This window comes from Rahnella aceris (genome assembly GCF_011684115.1).
Classification (GTDB): domain Bacteria; phylum Pseudomonadota; class Gammaproteobacteria; order Enterobacterales; family Enterobacteriaceae; genus Rahnella; species Rahnella aceris.
Genome location: NZ_JAADJV010000001.1, coordinates 272,887 through 288,648 on the forward strand (window position 1 = coordinate 272,887; position 15,762 = coordinate 288,648).

The following is a 15,762-nucleotide window of genomic DNA, read 5'->3' on the forward strand; positions in this document are numbered from 1 at the left end:
GAGGTGAAAATGGCAGAACATGAACTGAAAGAAAAGCGCATTGAAATTGTTAAGAATTTCTACGCCAAACTGGATCAGGCAGATGCCTCTTTACTGGATCTCTTTGCTGAAGATGTGGTGCTGTTTTTTCCAAAATTTGGCACCGCGCAGGGAAAGTCTTCACTGGGGGAACTGGGTAAACGCTTTGCGCTTGAAATCGACAAGATCCAACATATTCAGAACGCTTTCCGCTTTCTGAGTGACGGAGATGCCATTGTGCTGGAAGGGCAGATGCGCGGCGTGATGCAAAACGGTGACCGCTGGCCGACGTCCGAAGTCGGCAGCCATCATTTCTGCACTGTCTTTGTCTTTGAAGATTTGCTGATCAAACGGCTGAGCATTTATCTCGATCCGGACTTTAATCTTGAGGATAAAAAGCGGGTGAATAATTACCGGCAGGTGATGAAAAGCGAGGAAAGCAAAACCTGAGATTGTCGGATAAAAAAAGAAGGGAAACCGTTTCAACCCACGGTTCCCCTTCGCCAACTGCCTCTCATCAGGATTCGGCAGGGACAATGTTGTTCTTATAGCGTTGCAGAATGGGTGAGTTGATCTCCGACGGGTTTTGCAACTGCCACAGGTTACGTTCGATACCGTCATTTACCAGATAAATCACGCCGGATTCAATCGCCGACATCAGGCATAACATCACAGGCTCATTGGTGGTGTAGCCCAGTTCGCCTTCCAGCAACCGCTGATAATCGATAAAGCGGAACACCCCGGCCTGCACTTCATACGACAAAATCGTTTTGCTGGTATTTACGGAAGATAAAACCTCGCCGGTATTGACGTCGACAGCGCGCAGGTTCACGGCTATCTGGTCCAGCTGGTATTGCGTACTGGCACCGATACCGAAATACCGCGCCCCCACGCCGCCTGATTTCACATTACTTTCGTAACCGATTATCGAGCCTTCAATCAGAATATTCGCTGCCACCAGCGAGGAAAGTGGCCGCTGATTATTGATCGCGACACTGCCATTTTCCTGCGCGGCACGGATAATTTTGCGTTCGTTCAGCAGGTTTTGCAGCCCCTGACGTTCCAGCGGGATAAACCATTTTGAATCTTTGAGTGCCGATACCAGCATCGCTGTGGCGCTTTGTGGCACGGCGGTCGAGAAGTTACTGGCCGGATACGGTTTGAACTGGCCCGTTTCATCCTGAATGTTATAGACCGACACAAAAATCCGGCCCTGCGGCGAAGGCAAATGCGTCAGATCGGTATAGCTTGGCGCCCGGGGCAATAATGTCGGTCTTGCGGCTTCTTTCGGTGCTGCTGTGAGGCACCCGCTCAACACAAAAACTGCGATGAGTAATAAATAGCTGCGCATGATGTCGTTCCTGTTTTTATTGATCGTCGGAATCAGTTGGTGGTGGCGGACAAACCCTGAACCTGAATAGTGGAAATTTTACCGGTCTTGCGGTCAGTGACATTCATCACCAGCTGTCCGTCGGTATTCTGGATATCCACGATAAAGTCCTGTGTTACCAGCCGCCCCGGTTTTCCCTGATTGACGTTGCCCATCAGGCTGCCCAGCAATTGTGACTGAATCGAGGCGGTGAAATTGTCCAGTGCAGACGTCGAGGTGGACCCGAAGTCATACGCATCGGGGTCTTTATAGGAGTTTTGCGCCTGAGCTTCGTTGAGCAGAAACGCGCCATTATTCGGGTTGCCGCCGAAATTCGGGTTGATGAACTGGAAAACCATATTGCCGCCCCAGGAAACCGGGGACGCCGTCAGCAATGCCAGCAGCATGACTGAACGCGAAGCTGAGACTGGAATATTCACGATGCTCTCCTTAAGAGGCTGTGCATTAAAATTCGTCATGGGCGAGATCCCCGGTGCCCAGTAACGCTTTGTCTAATTGCCGCCGTGATAACGCTTCGGTTACACCGGCAATGGCGGTATCGACGTCCTTATTAAAATTGCGCCGGTTGGGAAACAGCAAAGTCTGATACAGGGTGTCCTGACCTATTTTTATGGTGATCCAGCTCCCCCAGCGGGCGCTGGGCCTTTCTGAAATGGTGATGGTTTCCGGGTAGTTCTGTTCCCATTTGCCGGTAAAGCCACGGTAAAAATCGTGGCCGACCGATGTCACGGTTCTGTCGGTGATAAGCCCCGGGTCTTTTATATCCGCAGCCTGAACATGCAGGCAGGTGGCGCATAACAGCGCCAGCCAGAGCCAGAAGCCCTTTATGCAAATAGTCATGATGTCAGCGCTTGAGATTGTCATTCGCCCAGGACGCCGCCTGGGTACGGTTTTTAACCGAGATTTTTCTAAATAAATTATAGAGATGCGTCTTGACGGTGTTCTCGCTGATAAACAGCAAACGCGCGATTTCCGTGTTCGAGGCGCCCACACGTAACTTATTGAGGATCTCTTTTTCACGATGGGTCAGGCCGGTTTCTTCTGAGTGAAGATGACGGAAAGCACCGGACTGATTGATCAGGTAACTGGCGAAGCCCTGAGAGAAGTAACATTCTCCGCGGATCACGCTTCTGATCCCTTCCACCAGATGTTCTTCGTCAGTGGAGAGATAAAAAACGGCGCTGATCCCCGGCCAGGTTTCAATTTCCCGAAAATGATAATTATCAGGTGTGTTTAATAATAATAACTTCACGTTGTCGTGATAGCGGTTAATAGCTGTTTGCCACAGTTCAATTGTCCGGCGATCGGCTTCCATCATATCGAAGAGAATTAATGCCTGTTGAAGCGCCTGATCCTCAAGTGATTTATGGATATTATGCAGCCGGGTATTGACACAAAGTTGCTGTTTTAATTGTTGCAATAAAGCACTGGCTTGTAATGATGGTTTGGTCACTAATAAAAGAATATTATTATTGATTGCTGCTTCATTACTCATAATGAAACCCTGCCCTGATTTTTATAGCCACAGTCTGCCACTGCCTGAATATTGAAAAGGCACGGAATAGACTGAGATTTTATTTTGCTAAATCTATAGCTGTATGTTTGCTGTGCATATCTGAAAGTAGCAAATATTCACAACCTGAGGCACATAATATTTTCAGGTGGTTTATGTGCGGTACTGACTCAATTTAGCTTTTGGTTTACCTTACGCAAGGCTTATTTATGTTTCAAAATGTAACTGAAAATGTATAAAGCTTTCCTTATGTATTCCGGGAAATTAAATTCCGCCCTATTAAAGAGGGCTTAAGTAATAAATTTACACTATCTTAACGTTTGGCCTTGTTAAGACAGCATATTTGTCAGATAGCGCTGCGAATTAAGGGGGCTCAAACACCAGCCGGCTGCGTATTTCGCCTTAAATAACTCAAACTGGTTTATCTTTTCGTATTGATTTTACTTAGGTGAGCACATCTGCAGGCTTCTTTATGCCCTGTTAAACCGCGCCGCAAGGCAGCGGGAAGGCATTTTTAAGCGACTGTTAAGGGGTGGAAATGTGCGGGGGATCTCTTTTAGGGCTGTTTTAGTTTCAGAGAGAATTAAGAATAGTTGCATTTGTGTGATTATTTAAAACGGTTTGCTCTGTAACTTTAGGATTAATGCCATGGGTTGATTAGCCGTGCTGACCTTTTACTGAGACGCGCTGGTCAATCCGTATGATAAATACCGCCTCATGCTTTTTGATGACGTCTGAAATTAAAATACGACGAGCGGGTGAGTTCCTTATTTTGAGCAAACACCATAATCAATTCGTCAGCAGCAATTAGCCGGTAAGCAAAGTGTGGTGCCGGTATATACAGGGTGACGAAATGAAAAAGACTTTATTGACCCTGGCGTTACTTTCAACCTCCTGGGGCATTCATGCACAGCAATTTGATATGGCCTATCCGGAAATGAATTCTGAGGTGCCGGATCAGATTTTTGCTGGCGTAAGGAATTCATCGGGGAATTCGTCAGTGATTTATCAGAACGGTAATAACAATCTGGCCACCACTTATCAGACGGGTTCTGGAAATTCCGGCGTTATCCGTCAGTCCGGGTCAGAGAATACTGCGCTGGTGAATCAGCGAGGTAATGGAAATAACGCGGATATATCCCAAAGCGGCAGTGATAATTTCGCCTACGTATCGCAAACCGGTGGCGGGGATGCATCCATTACGCAACAGAATTTTGGCAATACCGCATACATTCTGCAAAAAGGCCGGAGTGTGACGGAAATTCGCCAGAATGGTACGAACCAGAGCAGCGGCGTCGTGCAAAATTCGTCAGGAATGGCGATTAGAGTGACACAGCATTAACACACCAAACATCCGATATTAAACCAATGGGGTAGCATCATGAAACTTTGGAAAATTGTGGCAGTCTCCGCTTTAGTCGTCAGTGGCAGTGCATTTGCAACCAGTCCTGGTCATGGCGGGGGTGGCTCTGACCACGGTCATAATCCACCTTCATCAACTGTGCCGACATTCACTGCCACTCAGTGGAATTCTGAAATTCAGATTTACCAGCAGGGCACGGCAAACCTGGCGAATGCCACTCAATCTGGCGCACAAAAATCGCTGACCGCAATCAGTCAGGATGGCTACAGAAATAGCGCCGGGACGACTCAGACCGGTGATGGCAGCCTGATCAGTGTGGTACAAAAAGGTGAATACAACGGCGCTAACGTTTCTCAGAGCGCTAACGGCAGCAAAGTGCTCGTGTCCCAGAACGGTTCAGGCAACTATGCCCAGGCTTCACAAGGTGCCAATGGATCTCTGACCAGCATTACTCAGGTCGGTACCGCGAACCTGGCCTACGCGTCACAAAACTGATTAGTGTTCCCTCCCCTGCGAAGGGGAGGAGTAAAGCAGAACAGGGCACTAGCCCTGTTTTTTTTCGACGGAACCCTGAGGATAAACGCTATGCACTTACTGCTGATCGCCGCCGTGATGTCCAACCAGCTTTGGTTTGATACGCACAACGAGGCGCAGAATTATGTTATTACCCCGATGGTCAGTCTCACCAAAGCCTGTTCCTGTCAGGTGGCGGTTTCTGTTTTGCAGGAAAGCACCGCAGGCACCAGCACCAGCCGCCAGAGCCACAATGTGAATCTTTCCGCCAATCAGCCACAGCCTCTGGGACAGATGCGTTTTGCCGTCCAGCCCGGCGGGAAAACACAAATTATGATAACCATTACAGACGGCGACAAACTGCGTCTGGAAAAGCAGCTTACCTTGCCGAATGACGCCTGATACCGGGCGGATCACACCGCCAGATTGTCATAGCCTTTGCGGCGATAATTAAGGACAGAGATGCCCCAGAACACGACGAAAATCGCCACAGCCGCATAGCCGACGCTGCCCATATTCTCATTCAGGCGTTCGACAACCGCCCATATTCCGCCGTGTAAATCCAGTTTATCGGCCATCAGTCCGAGTGCTTCCAGGCCGCCGATCAACAGAGCGATCATCACGCTGGTGGCTGTAATCGTCATGTTGTAATAGAGCTTTCGCACCGGTTTATCGAACGCCCAGCCGTAAGCGCCGACCATGACAAAGTTATCCAGCGAATCGACCAGTGCCATGCCGCTGGCGAACAACGCCGGAAATACCAGAATGCTCCATACGGACATGCCGGAAGAGGCCCCCGCAGCGGAAATCCCCAACAGGCCAATTTCCGTGGCGGTATCAAAACCCAGCCCGAACAAAAATCCCACCAGATACATCTGCCAGCTTTTATTCACCAGATTAAACGCAAAGCTGAATAACCGGCTCATCACACCTCCCTGCATCGCGTGGGTTTCTCCGGCGTCCGGAAAGCTTTTGCCCTGTTTGATCTTCTGAAAACGGCGGTAAACATCGCGCAGGATCAGCGCATTCAGCAGGGCCATCATCAGTAAAAACAGTGCGGAAACCATCGTGCCGATGGTGCTGCCATAATCGTGCAACCAGCCAATTTTGTTGCCAAACATCAGTGACGTTGCGGCGATCGCCACGCAGGCCAGTACCACAATGCTGGAATGTCCGAGGGAGAAAAATGCCCCGACGGCCACCGGACGCTGACCCTGTTGCATCAGCTTGCGGGTAACGTTATCGATAGCTGCAATATGATCGGCATCGACGGCATGACGCAGCCCGTAACCGTAAGCCAGCAAGGCCGCCGCCACCAGCGCCGCATTGTGGCGAAACACCACCAGTGCCCAGCCCCAGGCCAGTAAATTGATTGCCAGCAGCCCGATCAGCAGCCAGAAAGCACGACGGTGCGTGTGAAAAAAATCACGGTTAATCATGGGAGTCCTTGTTGTTAAAACCAGAAGAAAATTGCAGACGGGCGCAGGCGATAACGGCCTGACCCAAAGCCAGCCCGCCGTCTCCGGCGGGCACGTTTTGCGGCATCAGCACGCGAAGGGGGGCTAAATAATGATGTAAAAGCTGGCGCAGCAGGCGGTTGTGCAGCACGCCGCCACCCAGTGCGACCGTGCGGGTGTCGGTTCTCACCGCGTGGTAGCAGGCGAGGGCGGCAAAGCCTTGCGCCAGCGCGTCGTGAAAAGCGAAAGCCCGTGCGGCAGGCGTGGCATTCCAGCCGAGCCATTGCTGCCAGAACGTCGCTAAATCCAGAAAAGTGCCCGACGGCGTATGCCGCAGTGGCATCGTGACCGGATGCGAAATACCCTGTGCACGTTGTGCCAGCGCTTCCAGACGGCATGCCGCTTCGCCTTCCCAGCTCAGTTGCGCAGGCGTACAGCCGAGTGCGGCGGCGACGGCATCAAACAAGCGCCCGCAGGAAGACGCCAGCGGGGCATTAATCCCGGCGGTGATGGCTCTGGAGAGCGGCAACCACGGATATGCCTGCAACACCTTTGCCTCCGGGCGTGTCTGCCAGTCCGGCACAAACGCCTGCCACTGCGCCAGCAAATTTCGCCACGGTTCCCGCGCGGCCCGGTCGCCACCCGGCAGCGCAACGGCAGGCAATCCGCCTAAATGTTCACAGTGCAGATAATCCACCTGTAAACACTCACCGCCCCACAGGGCACCGGTTTTATCGTCAGCAATACCATAACCCAGCCCGTCAAGCGCCAGCCCGATGACCTTGCTGCCATCCAGCGGCCAGTGATGTTCCGCCAGACACGCGGTGATATGAGCGTGATGATGAAGAACATCAATCATGCGTACACCGTGACTTTCCGCCTGCACATGACTGATATACGCCGGATGTGCATCACGGGCCACCGCCAGCGGCATACAGTCATAAAGGTGCTGAAAATGTTCAATCGCCTGCTGCTGCTGTCCGGCAATATCGCTGCGGGTGAGTGACCCGAAATGTGCGCTGAGAATCGCCTGATCACCGCGCACCAGACAGAAGGTATTTTTGAGGTCACCGCCCAGTGCCAGCAGCGACGGCTGGGCATCGAATCCGTCAGGCAACGTAAAAGCATCGGGCACATAGCCGCGTGCGCGGCGCAGCATTTCAGTACCGTGCGGCGTCACACGCAGCAGCGAATCATCGGCGCGCTGGACGATATCGCGGTTATGCAACAGCCACATGTCTGCAATGCCATCGAGTTGCAACAGCGCAGCCGCATTAGTCAGCACGGGGGCACAACCGTTCGCATTTCCGGAGGTCATCACCAGCGGAGTATCCACTGCCTGCATCAGCAAATGATGCAGCGGGGTAAACGGCAGCATCAGTCCGACTTCGTCCAGTTCCGGCGCGATTGCCGCGCACAGCGGCGACATCGCGCTTTTCGTTGCCAGTACGATGGGCGCGGCCGGTGACTCCAGCATTTCGCGCAGTGCAAATGGCGGGCTTTCATCGCTGCATTCTGCCAGCCAGCCGATGTCCGGCAGCATCACCGCCAGCGGTTTTGACGGACGCTGTTTACGTTCGCGCAGCCGCATCACCGCGTTTTGCTGCGTGGCATCGCAGGCCAGATGAAAGCCTCCCAGCCCTTTAATAGCGACGATTTTACCCGCGCGTAATGCCGCAACCGCGTATTCCACCGCCGCATCTCCTTGCGCCAGCATGTCGCCATTTTGCAACGTCGCGCTGACCTGCGGCCCGCACTGCGGGCAGGCGACCGGCTGTGCGTGAAACCGCCGGTCGGCGGGGTTCTGATATTCCTGCTGACAGTGCGGACACAATGTAAATTCCGCCATGCTGGTGGAAGGGCGGTCATAAGGCATGGCGCGGATCAGTGTAAAACGCGGGCCGCAATGTGTGCAGTTGGTGAAGGCGTAGCCGAAACGACGATCACCCGGGCGGGTGATGTCTTTCAGGCATTCCGGGCAGGTTGCCGCGTCGGGCACCACCTGCGTATCCATCCGGCTGTGACGGCTGTCAGCGATAGTGAAATTTTGCGGAAGCGTCTGCCAGTCGAAAGGATTGAAGCTGATGCTGTCGATGCGCGCCAGCGGCGGGCAGTCGCGCTGTAATTGTTCAATAAAAAGTTCGAGATTGACCGGCTGAAGCAGCCTGATTTCCACACCCGCGCTGTCATTACACACTTCCCCCCGGAGCTGCAGACGGTCGGCCAGTTGCCAGATAAAAGGTCGGAAACCGACGCCCTGGACTTTGCCGCAGACGCGAATGAGCAGACCGGAATCAGACATAAATACCTCTTAAATCTCAGGGGGGGGTTGCTCCTCCCCCTGCGAAGGGGGAGGAGCTTAAAAACTAAACCTCAACCACCGGGATCACATCTTCCACGGCGCTGCGCAGGCGCGCTTTCATGTCGCTGTAAGTCTGATGAGCGTAGTTCTCTGCCCAGCGCTGATCGGCGATCTGCTCGACTTTCACCGCGCAGTATTTGGTTTCCGGCGTTTTGGAAATCGGGTCGAGATTGTCCTGGGTCAGTTCATTACAGGCACCGATCCACCACTGATACGTCATGTACACCGCACCCGGGTTGATACGTTCGTTGTAGTTGGCGCGGGAAATGACTTTGCCACGGCGTGATGCCACCCAGACCAGTTGCTGATCACGGATACCCAGCGCCTGGGCGTCCACCGGGTGCATCTGCACGAAGCCCGGTTCATCAGCCAGCGTTTGCAATGCCGCACAGTTACCGGTCATTGAACGGCAGGAGTAGTGACCGACTTCACGCACGGTACACAACACCAGCGGATAATCGCCGTCCGGCACTTCAGCCGGTGCGCGCCACGGTGCGGCAAACAACTGGCCTTTACCGGTCGGGGTATCGAAGTGATTGTCGGCATACAGATATGGCGTCCCCGGGCTTTCAAGCGTGGTACAAGGCCACTGCACGTGTCCCAGTTCGCCCATTTTTTCGTAGGTGGCGCCGTAAAACAGCGGACACAGGCTGCGCATTTCGTCCCAGATTTCCTGGTTATCGTTGTAATGCATCGGATAACCCATTTCGGTCGCCAGCAGGCTGATAATGTCCCAGTCGCGCTTGACGTTATATTTTGGTTCGATGGCTTTCTCGAAGCGCTGGAAGCCACGGTCTGCGCAGGAGAAGACACCGCCGTGTTCGCCCCAGGAAGTGGCCGGTAAAATCACGTCGGCCTGCTCGGCGGTTTTGGTCATGAAGATGTCCTGAACCACCACGAATTCCAGTGCTTCAAAGCCTTTGCGCACCAGACCTAAATCGGCTTCGGTCTGCAACGGATCTTCACCCATGATGTAATAGGCTTTAACTTTGCCTTCAAGGGCCAGATGCGGGATTTCCGTGATACGGTGACCGACTTCGGTGTCCATCTGATTCACGTCAATGCCCCAGGCATCGGCGAATTTCGCGCGAACTTTCGGATCGGTGACGGACTGATAGCCCGGGAATTCATTCGGCAGCACACCCATATCACAGGCACCCTGCACATTATTCTGACCGCGTACCGGTCCGACGCCGACGTTGGCGCGGCCAAGATTACCGGTCAGCAAAGCCAGCCCTGCCAGACCTTTTACCACGTCAACCGCCTGACCAAACTGGGTGACGCCCATGCCCCACATGATGGTGGCTGAAGGTGCAGCGGCGTAAGTGCGCATCGCCTGACGGATTTGCTGCGCGGAAACACCGGTCTGTTCTGCCACGGCTTCCGGTGAGTAATCCGCCACATTTTTGCGGTATTCCTCAAAGCCTTCGGTGTATTTCGCGACATAGTCATGGTCATACAGATCTTCTTCGATCAACACGTGGGCAAAGGCATTCACCAGCGCCATGTTGCAGCCGTTTTTGATTTGCAGATGCTGATCGGCAATACGTGCGGTTTCGATGCGGCGGGGGTCGCAGACGATGATCTGCGCGCCTTTTTCTTTCGCTTTGATCACACGGCGCGCGACGATGGGATGGGAATCCGCGCAGTTATAGCCGAACACCAGCAGACATTTTGAGTTTTCGATATCGCCGATGGAATTACTCATCGCGCCGTTACCGAGCGTGGCCTGCAAACCGGCCACCGACGGGCCGTGACACACGCGGGCGCAGCAGTCGACGTTATTGGTGCCGATCACTGCACGGGCAAATTTCTGCATCACATAGTTGGTTTCATTGCCGGTCCCGCGGGAAGAGCCGGTGGTCATAATGGAACGCGGGCCGTGTTTTTGTTTAATGTCTTTCAGGCGCTGTGCGGTGTAACGGATGGCTTCATCCCAGCTGACGGCTTCGAATTTTCCGCCTTTCTGGCGGCGGATGAGCGGCTGGGTCAGGCGCGGGGTCAGCAGTTTGGTGTCATTGAGAAAATCCCAGCCGTAATAGCCTTTCAGGCACAGTTCGCCCTGATTGGTGACGCCGTTCGCGGCTTCCGCACGGATGATTTTTCCGTTATCTACAACCAGATTCAATTTACATCCGGCGCCGCAATACGGGCAGACAGTGGTGACTTTTTTCATGGTCTTGCTTCCTTAATCCGGGGTTAAAACAGCAACGGGGAGGTGCTGTCGAGCGCAGCGCGGCGGCGTTTTTCTGCGTTCATTTCCTGTAAGTGGTTACGGTCGATAGCGAAAAGTGCCTTGGTCGGGCAGATTTCCATACAGGCCGGGCCTTCAGCGCGGGTGTGGCACAGGTCGCATTTGTGCGCCTCGGCTTTATCCGAGGTGGTGACCATCGCCGCGCCGTTCTGGCGGAAAACGGGTTTGGTGACGACTTCCATGGCGCCGTACGGGCAGGCGACAACGCAGGTCTTACAGCCGATGCAGCGTTCCTGCATCACCTGTACATGATCTCCTGTGCGAAGAATGGCACCGTTCGGACAGACGTTGGCACAGGGCGCATCTTCACACTGGCGACACATCACCGGTGTACTGAGATTGACACCTTTAATGACGTGCAGACGCGGTGCGAATGTCGCGGCGTTGAGCAGCGAGATATCCTGCGATTCACTGTGAGCCATCACGCAGGCAATTTCACAGGTACGACAGCCGATGCATTTTTTAGGGTCGGCGATGATAAACCGGTTCATTTTTCTCTCCAAATCCCCGTCGTCCTTGACATCGCAGGTGCGTTGGCTGCGTTCACTCGCCCGAATCACTGACTCATGTCAGCTCATCGGGACTCCTTCGCTTGCCGCCTTCCTGCCATGCCAATGCCTTAGGGGATTTCAGTGTGCTTTTAATTCAGGGGGTTAAAAGTTTTCATCTACTTCTATACATAAAACGTGCCAGTTTCGGATGCTTGTTTTTATCTATGTATTTCAGTTGGTTATATAAAAATGACGTAACGATGACGAAATGTCGGGCTGATGTCATGTCTGTTTCGTCACCGCATCGACAGTTATGTCGACAGCCGCTGTCAGAGGCTTTCGGGCCGGAAAGGGGCGATTCCCAGCCCCTGCTCCAGCGCAGGCAATAGCTGATACAGGCGGTTCACGGCCTGTTCAACGGCGGCACTCATCGGGAAGTAAAAAGCCACCACGTCCGGCTGAATGCCGACAAAGGTGATCTGCGGGATGTCTTCACGCAATTGCTGAATAAGGAACGTCAGCGGCAGATTGTGGGTGGTCATCATGAACATCTCAGCGATGTCATCTTCATCGATAATGCGCATTTCACCGGGTGTCAGCCCCATGTCGGTGGCATCGACAATCACCAGATGCGCAGGCCGCAGTTCACGTAAATAACCGATGTCGTTTTCTGGTGCCGCACCGCCGTCAACCACAGTCCAGCCGGACAGCGGTTTTTCAGCGCACAGTTCGGCCAGCCGCGGGCCGGCACCGTCGTCGCCCATCATGCTGTTGCCCACGCACAGCAATGCGTAGCGGGAGGATAAATCAGGCATCGTATCTCCTGACCATCAGGTACATGGCGGGGTCGTTTTCAATCTGGGCAAGCAGGGTGATCAGCGCATCGCTCCAGCCCTGTTGCGTATCACTCATGTACGGGCGGGCAGCGCTCAGCGCCAGCGCCAGCAGGTGGGTGTGGCTGCTGTCGATAATGATCTCTCCGAAACGCTGCACACCGGCCAGTTTTCGATATGCTTCGCTGTTTTCGGGCAGGCAGTCAATCCAGTGCATATACCCGTCGAGAGGGCATTCGAGACGAGATTTCAGGCAGTCGATCACCCCGAGGTGATGGCCGATCGCCAGGCTGTAATACACCACTTCCTGCACTTTTTGCGAACTGCGTTTCAGGGCGCTTTTCTCATCGACAAACTTGCTGCTCAGCGAATAGAAAATCACTTTGTTCTTGTCCGGCTGATGACCGGCGTAGGGTTGATGTCGCGCGTAGCGCTGGTCGTTGACGGAGGTCATCACAGGTGTACCTCGCCACGCAGAACCTGCTGATAAATGTGCTGCAGGTTGCCGACAATTTCGTTGAGACGCAGATCGCCTTGTTCTTCAAGATATGCAGAAACGCGCTGTTCCACGGGTTGTAAGCCGGGCGCGGCCACGATATCCATAAAGGTGTCGGCAATCTGGCGGCCATAACGGTAACCGGCCATCCGGCGCGCTTCGCGGTCCAGCAACACGCGCAGCGGCTGCGGTAAATCCGGATGCAGCAGCAGAGCCGGTTCGGTGGCCGCCTCATCGTGTTGCTGGCCTTTGATCTTCTGATCCAGCAAACCCAGCGCCATCGCAAAACCATAAATGGTGGCGGCCGGTGTCGGCGGGCAACCCGGAATATACACATCCACCGGCACGATTTTGTCAGTGCCGCCCCACACGCAATACAGATCGTGGAAGATGCCGCCGCTGTTGCCGCAGGCGCCGTAGGAAATGCAGATTTTCGGATCCGGCGCAGAATCCCAGGCGCGCAGCGCCGGAATACGCATGGCGCGGGTCACGGCACCGGTGAACAGCAAAATGTCTGCGTGACGCGGCGACGGGACCACTTTAATCCCAAAGCGTTCGGCGTCGAACAGCGGGGAAATGGCCGCGAAAATCTCAATTTCACAGCCGTTACAGCCGCCGCAGTCCACGCGGTAAACGTAAGCTGAGCGGCGGATGCTGTGAAGCAGTGTGGATTTCAGTTTGGCAATGCTTTCATCCAGCGTGACGGGTACCGGCAGGCCATTTTCGTCACGCGGAGCAATCAGGTTATGACTCATGAATGAGCCTCCGTGGTCATGTGCCGGCCAATATCAATACGGTCGGAGGAAGAAAGGCTGTGCAGTTTTTTGCATTCGGGGCAGGTTTCATACTGCTCCCGGCGGTCAGCAACTTGCCGGTCGCTCAGGGCGGCGCTTTCCTGCAACAGGCTGAGTGCGAAGTCGATTTCCTTTTGTACCGCGTAAGGTTTGCCGCAGGCACGGCAGTGACAGATAGGGAAATCCGCGGTCTCAAACAGGTCTTCTTTACGCCAGACTGCCAGTTCAAATTCCTGCGACAGTCTGATGGCCGCCGTCGGGCAGACTTCCTCGCAGCGGGCGCAGAAAATGCAGCGGCCTAAGAACAGCTGCCAGCGGAGGGTTTCGCCGTCTTCTGCCGTGGTCATGGTCAGCGCGTTAGACGGGCAGGCGTTGGCACACGCGCCGCAGGCAATACACTGCTGTGCGGTGTATTGCGGTTTGCCGCGAAAATTCGCTGCCAGATCCAGCGGCTTAAACGGATAAGCCACGGTTGCGGTGCCGGTTTTAAGCACTTTTTTAATCAGTTTCAGCATGATGGGAGCAGCTCCTCAAAGCGGCGAATTTTTGCGTTCGATGCCGTAGCGTTCGATCTCTTTGTAAGGCACGACGATGGACGTTTTCTTACGCACATCGACAACCGTCATGCGGTCGGTGCAGGAATAACAAGGATCGAGACTGCCGATAATCAGCGGCGCATCGGAGACCGTATTGCCGCGCAACATGTAACGCAGCGTCGGCCAGTTGGCGTAAGTCGCCGCACGGCAACGCCAGCGGAACAGCTTTTGGTTGTCGCCGGTCATGCTCCAGTGAATGTCGTCCCCGCGTGGTGCTTCAGCAAAACCGAGGGCGAAACGGTGAGGAATATAATTAAAGCCTTCCACCGCCAGCGGGCCGCCGGGCAGGCTTTGCAGGCCGAACTCGATCATATTCAGGGCGTTAAACACTTCGTGGATGCGCACTTTCAGGCGGGAATAAACGTCGTTACCGGTTTCGCTGCACAGTTCAAATGGCAGTTTGGCGTAACCGGCATACGGGTGATCCTGACGCATATCGCGGCGGTGACCGCTGCCGCGCACCATCGGGCCGACATTACTGAAATCCCGCGCCACCTGCGGATCCAGAATACCGACGCCGATGCTGCGCTGCCGGGTATTTGGCGTGCTGAGCAGGATATCCACCAGCTCGTTAAGATCCCGGCGCATGCTGCCCGCCAGCGCAATCGTGGCGATCATGTCGTCTTTGAGGATGTCACGGCGGATGCCGCCGATCAGGTTCATGCCGTAGGTTTTACGCGCGCCGGTCAGGATTTCTGCCATCTTCATCGACTGTTCACGGACGCGGAAAAACTGCATGAAACCGGAATCAAAACCGACAAAATGACAGGCAAGCCCGAGGTTCAGCAGATGGCTGTGCAGACGTTCGACTTCCAGCAGAATAGAACGGATCATCTGGGCGCGTTCCGGCACCACGATACCCATCGCGTTTTCGACCGAAGAGGTGTACGCCACGCTGTGCGTGAAGCCGCAGATGCCGCAAACACGGTCTGAGAGGAAGGTGACTTCGTTGTAGCCCATGCGGGTTTCGGCCAGTTTCTCCATGCCACGGTGCACGTAAAACAGCCGGTAATCGGCATCGATAATGTCTTCGCCGTCAACGAACAGACGAAAGTGTCCCGGTTCGTCAGAAGTGACGTGCAGCGGACCAATCGGCACAATTTTGCTGCCTTCTTTGGCTTCGGAAATAAACGGATAGGTTTCTTCGTCCGTGGTGGGTGCCGGGCGCTGGCGGTAATCCATCGCATCTTTGCGCAGCGGGTATAAATCGTCCGGCCAGTCATCCGGCAGCACCAGACGGCGTTCGTCCGGCAACCCGACCGGGCGCAACCCGTACATATCACGCACTTCACGTTCGCCCCAGACCGCTGCCGGTACGCGCGGTGTCACGGAAGGGAATTCCAGCGACACAGGATCCACTTCGGCGCGCACGGTGATCCAGCACTTCACGCCTTTTTCCATCGACAGCACGTAATACAGCGCGTAGTTGCCGCACAACGTACGTTCGTCATTGCCGAATAACACGGAAAGCCAGCCACCCTGCTGGTAATACAGCCATTCGACCACTTCCGGCAGCCAGTTCAGCCTGATGGTGACGGTCGCCTGCGTGTCGGTCTGCCATTCACTGCCTAAGATCGCCGACGGAAACTGTTTCGCCAGCGCGGCCAGATACTCTTTACCGACCGGGTTTTGATTTAATGCGGTATTGAACTCACTCATTACAAAGCCTCTTCCCGCCGCAG

General features: G+C 54.3%; 17 protein-coding genes. 4 read left to right on the forward strand and 13 right to left on the reverse strand.

The features are described from left to right. The first annotated feature begins 9 nt into the window (after nt 1-9). Entirely contained in the window at nt 10-468 is a 459-nt protein-coding gene (locus tag GW591_RS01350) for a nuclear transport factor 2 family protein (RefSeq protein ID WP_013574467.1), read from the forward strand. Nucleotides 469-535: 67 nt separating this feature from the next. Here GW591_RS01350 and csgG read toward each other — a convergent pair whose 3' ends face one another. Genes csgG through csgD form a run of 4 tightly spaced genes read right to left on the reverse strand, consistent with a single transcriptional unit; the run spans nt 536 to nt 2,903 of the window. Continuing rightward, entirely contained in the window at nt 536-1,369 is an 834-nt protein-coding gene (csgG, locus tag GW591_RS01355; RefSeq protein WP_013574468.1) for a curli production assembly/transport protein CsgG, read from the reverse strand. Nucleotides 1,370-1,401: 32 nt separating this feature from the next. Then, nucleotides 1,402-1,794: a curli production assembly/transport protein CsgF gene (csgF, locus tag GW591_RS01360; protein ID WP_369794818.1), complete on the reverse strand. Its 393-nt coding sequence runs from the start codon at nt 1,792-1,794 to the stop codon at nt 1,402-1,404. A gap of 58 nt (nt 1,795-1,852) precedes the next feature. After that, a complete protein-coding gene (csgE, locus tag GW591_RS01365; protein WP_013574470.1) occupies nt 1,853-2,272 on the reverse strand; it encodes a curli production assembly/transport protein CsgE in 420 nt (139 codons plus the stop codon). Continuing rightward, on the reverse strand, nt 2,253-2,903 hold the full coding sequence (gene csgD / locus GW591_RS01370) for a biofilm master transcriptional regulator CsgD (protein WP_013574471.1): 651 nt from the start codon (nt 2,901-2,903) through the stop codon (nt 2,253-2,255). The genes csgE and csgD overlap by 20 nt, the downstream gene beginning before the upstream one ends. An 871-nt stretch (nt 2,904-3,774) precedes the next feature. On the opposite strand from csgD, the gene GW591_RS01375 reads away from it, so the two are divergent. The 3 genes from GW591_RS01375 to csgC all read left to right on the forward strand — a co-directional run bounded on the left by GW591_RS01375 (nt 3,775) and on the right by csgC (nt 5,199). Next, nucleotides 3,775-4,263: a curlin gene (locus GW591_RS01375; protein WP_112151248.1), complete on the forward strand. Its 489-nt coding sequence runs from the start codon at nt 3,775-3,777 to the stop codon at nt 4,261-4,263. Nucleotides 4,264-4,302: 39 nt separating this feature from the next. Beyond that, nucleotides 4,303-4,779 (forward strand): curli major subunit CsgA, encoded by a 477-nt coding sequence (gene csgA / locus GW591_RS01380; RefSeq protein ID WP_013574473.1) that lies wholly within the window; start codon nt 4,303-4,305, stop codon nt 4,777-4,779. 90 nt (nt 4,780-4,869) lie between these two features. Further along, complete coding sequence (gene csgC, locus GW591_RS01385; RefSeq protein ID WP_013574474.1) at nt 4,870-5,199, forward strand: curli assembly chaperone CsgC; 330 nt, start codon at nt 4,870-4,872, stop codon at nt 5,197-5,199. A gap of 11 nt (nt 5,200-5,210) precedes the next feature. Here the strand turns inward: csgC and GW591_RS01390 are convergent, their stop codons facing one another. The 9 genes from GW591_RS01390 to GW591_RS01430 form a co-directional block, all read right to left on the reverse strand. Beyond that, nucleotides 5,211-6,236: a HoxN/HupN/NixA family nickel/cobalt transporter gene (locus GW591_RS01390; protein WP_013574475.1), complete on the reverse strand. Its 1,026-nt coding sequence runs from the start codon at nt 6,234-6,236 to the stop codon at nt 5,211-5,213. Next, nucleotides 6,229-8,556: a carbamoyltransferase HypF gene (hypF, locus tag GW591_RS01395; protein WP_166859971.1), complete on the reverse strand. Its 2,328-nt coding sequence runs from the start codon at nt 8,554-8,556 to the stop codon at nt 6,229-6,231. The genes GW591_RS01390 and hypF overlap by 8 nt, the downstream gene beginning before the upstream one ends. A 64-nt stretch (nt 8,557-8,620) precedes the next feature. Next, entirely contained in the window at nt 8,621-10,792 is a 2,172-nt protein-coding gene (gene fdhF / locus GW591_RS01400) for a formate dehydrogenase subunit alpha (protein WP_015689505.1), read from the reverse strand. Between the two features lie 23 nt (nt 10,793-10,815). After that, nucleotides 10,816-11,361 (reverse strand): electron transport protein HydN, encoded by a 546-nt coding sequence (gene hydN / locus GW591_RS01405; RefSeq protein WP_013574478.1) that lies wholly within the window; start codon nt 11,359-11,361, stop codon nt 10,816-10,818. 329 nt (nt 11,362-11,690) lie between these two features. Then, nucleotides 11,691-12,176: a hydrogenase maturation peptidase HycI gene (gene hycI, locus GW591_RS01410; protein WP_013574479.1), complete on the reverse strand. Its 486-nt coding sequence runs from the start codon at nt 12,174-12,176 to the stop codon at nt 11,691-11,693. Beyond that, nucleotides 12,169-12,648, reverse strand: coding sequence for a formate hydrogenlyase maturation protein HycH (gene hycH / locus GW591_RS01415; protein WP_013574480.1), 480 nt, complete (start codon nt 12,646-12,648; stop codon nt 12,169-12,171). The genes hycI and hycH overlap by 8 nt, the downstream gene beginning before the upstream one ends. Then, nucleotides 12,648-13,445, reverse strand: a complete 798-nt coding sequence (locus tag GW591_RS01420; RefSeq protein ID WP_013574481.1) for an NADH-quinone oxidoreductase subunit B family protein — start codon at nt 13,443-13,445, stop codon at nt 12,648-12,650. The genes hycH and GW591_RS01420 overlap by 1 nt, the downstream gene beginning before the upstream one ends. Next, on the reverse strand, nt 13,442-13,999 hold the full coding sequence (locus GW591_RS01425) for a formate hydrogenlyase complex iron-sulfur subunit (RefSeq protein ID WP_013574482.1): 558 nt from the start codon (nt 13,997-13,999) through the stop codon (nt 13,442-13,444). Before GW591_RS01425 ends, GW591_RS01420 begins: the two co-directional genes overlap by 4 nt. A 15-nt stretch (nt 14,000-14,014) precedes the next feature. After that, nucleotides 14,015-15,739, reverse strand: a complete 1,725-nt coding sequence (locus GW591_RS01430; RefSeq protein ID WP_015689510.1) for a hydrogenase large subunit — start codon at nt 15,737-15,739, stop codon at nt 14,015-14,017. Nucleotides 15,740-15,762 lie beyond the last annotated feature (23 nt).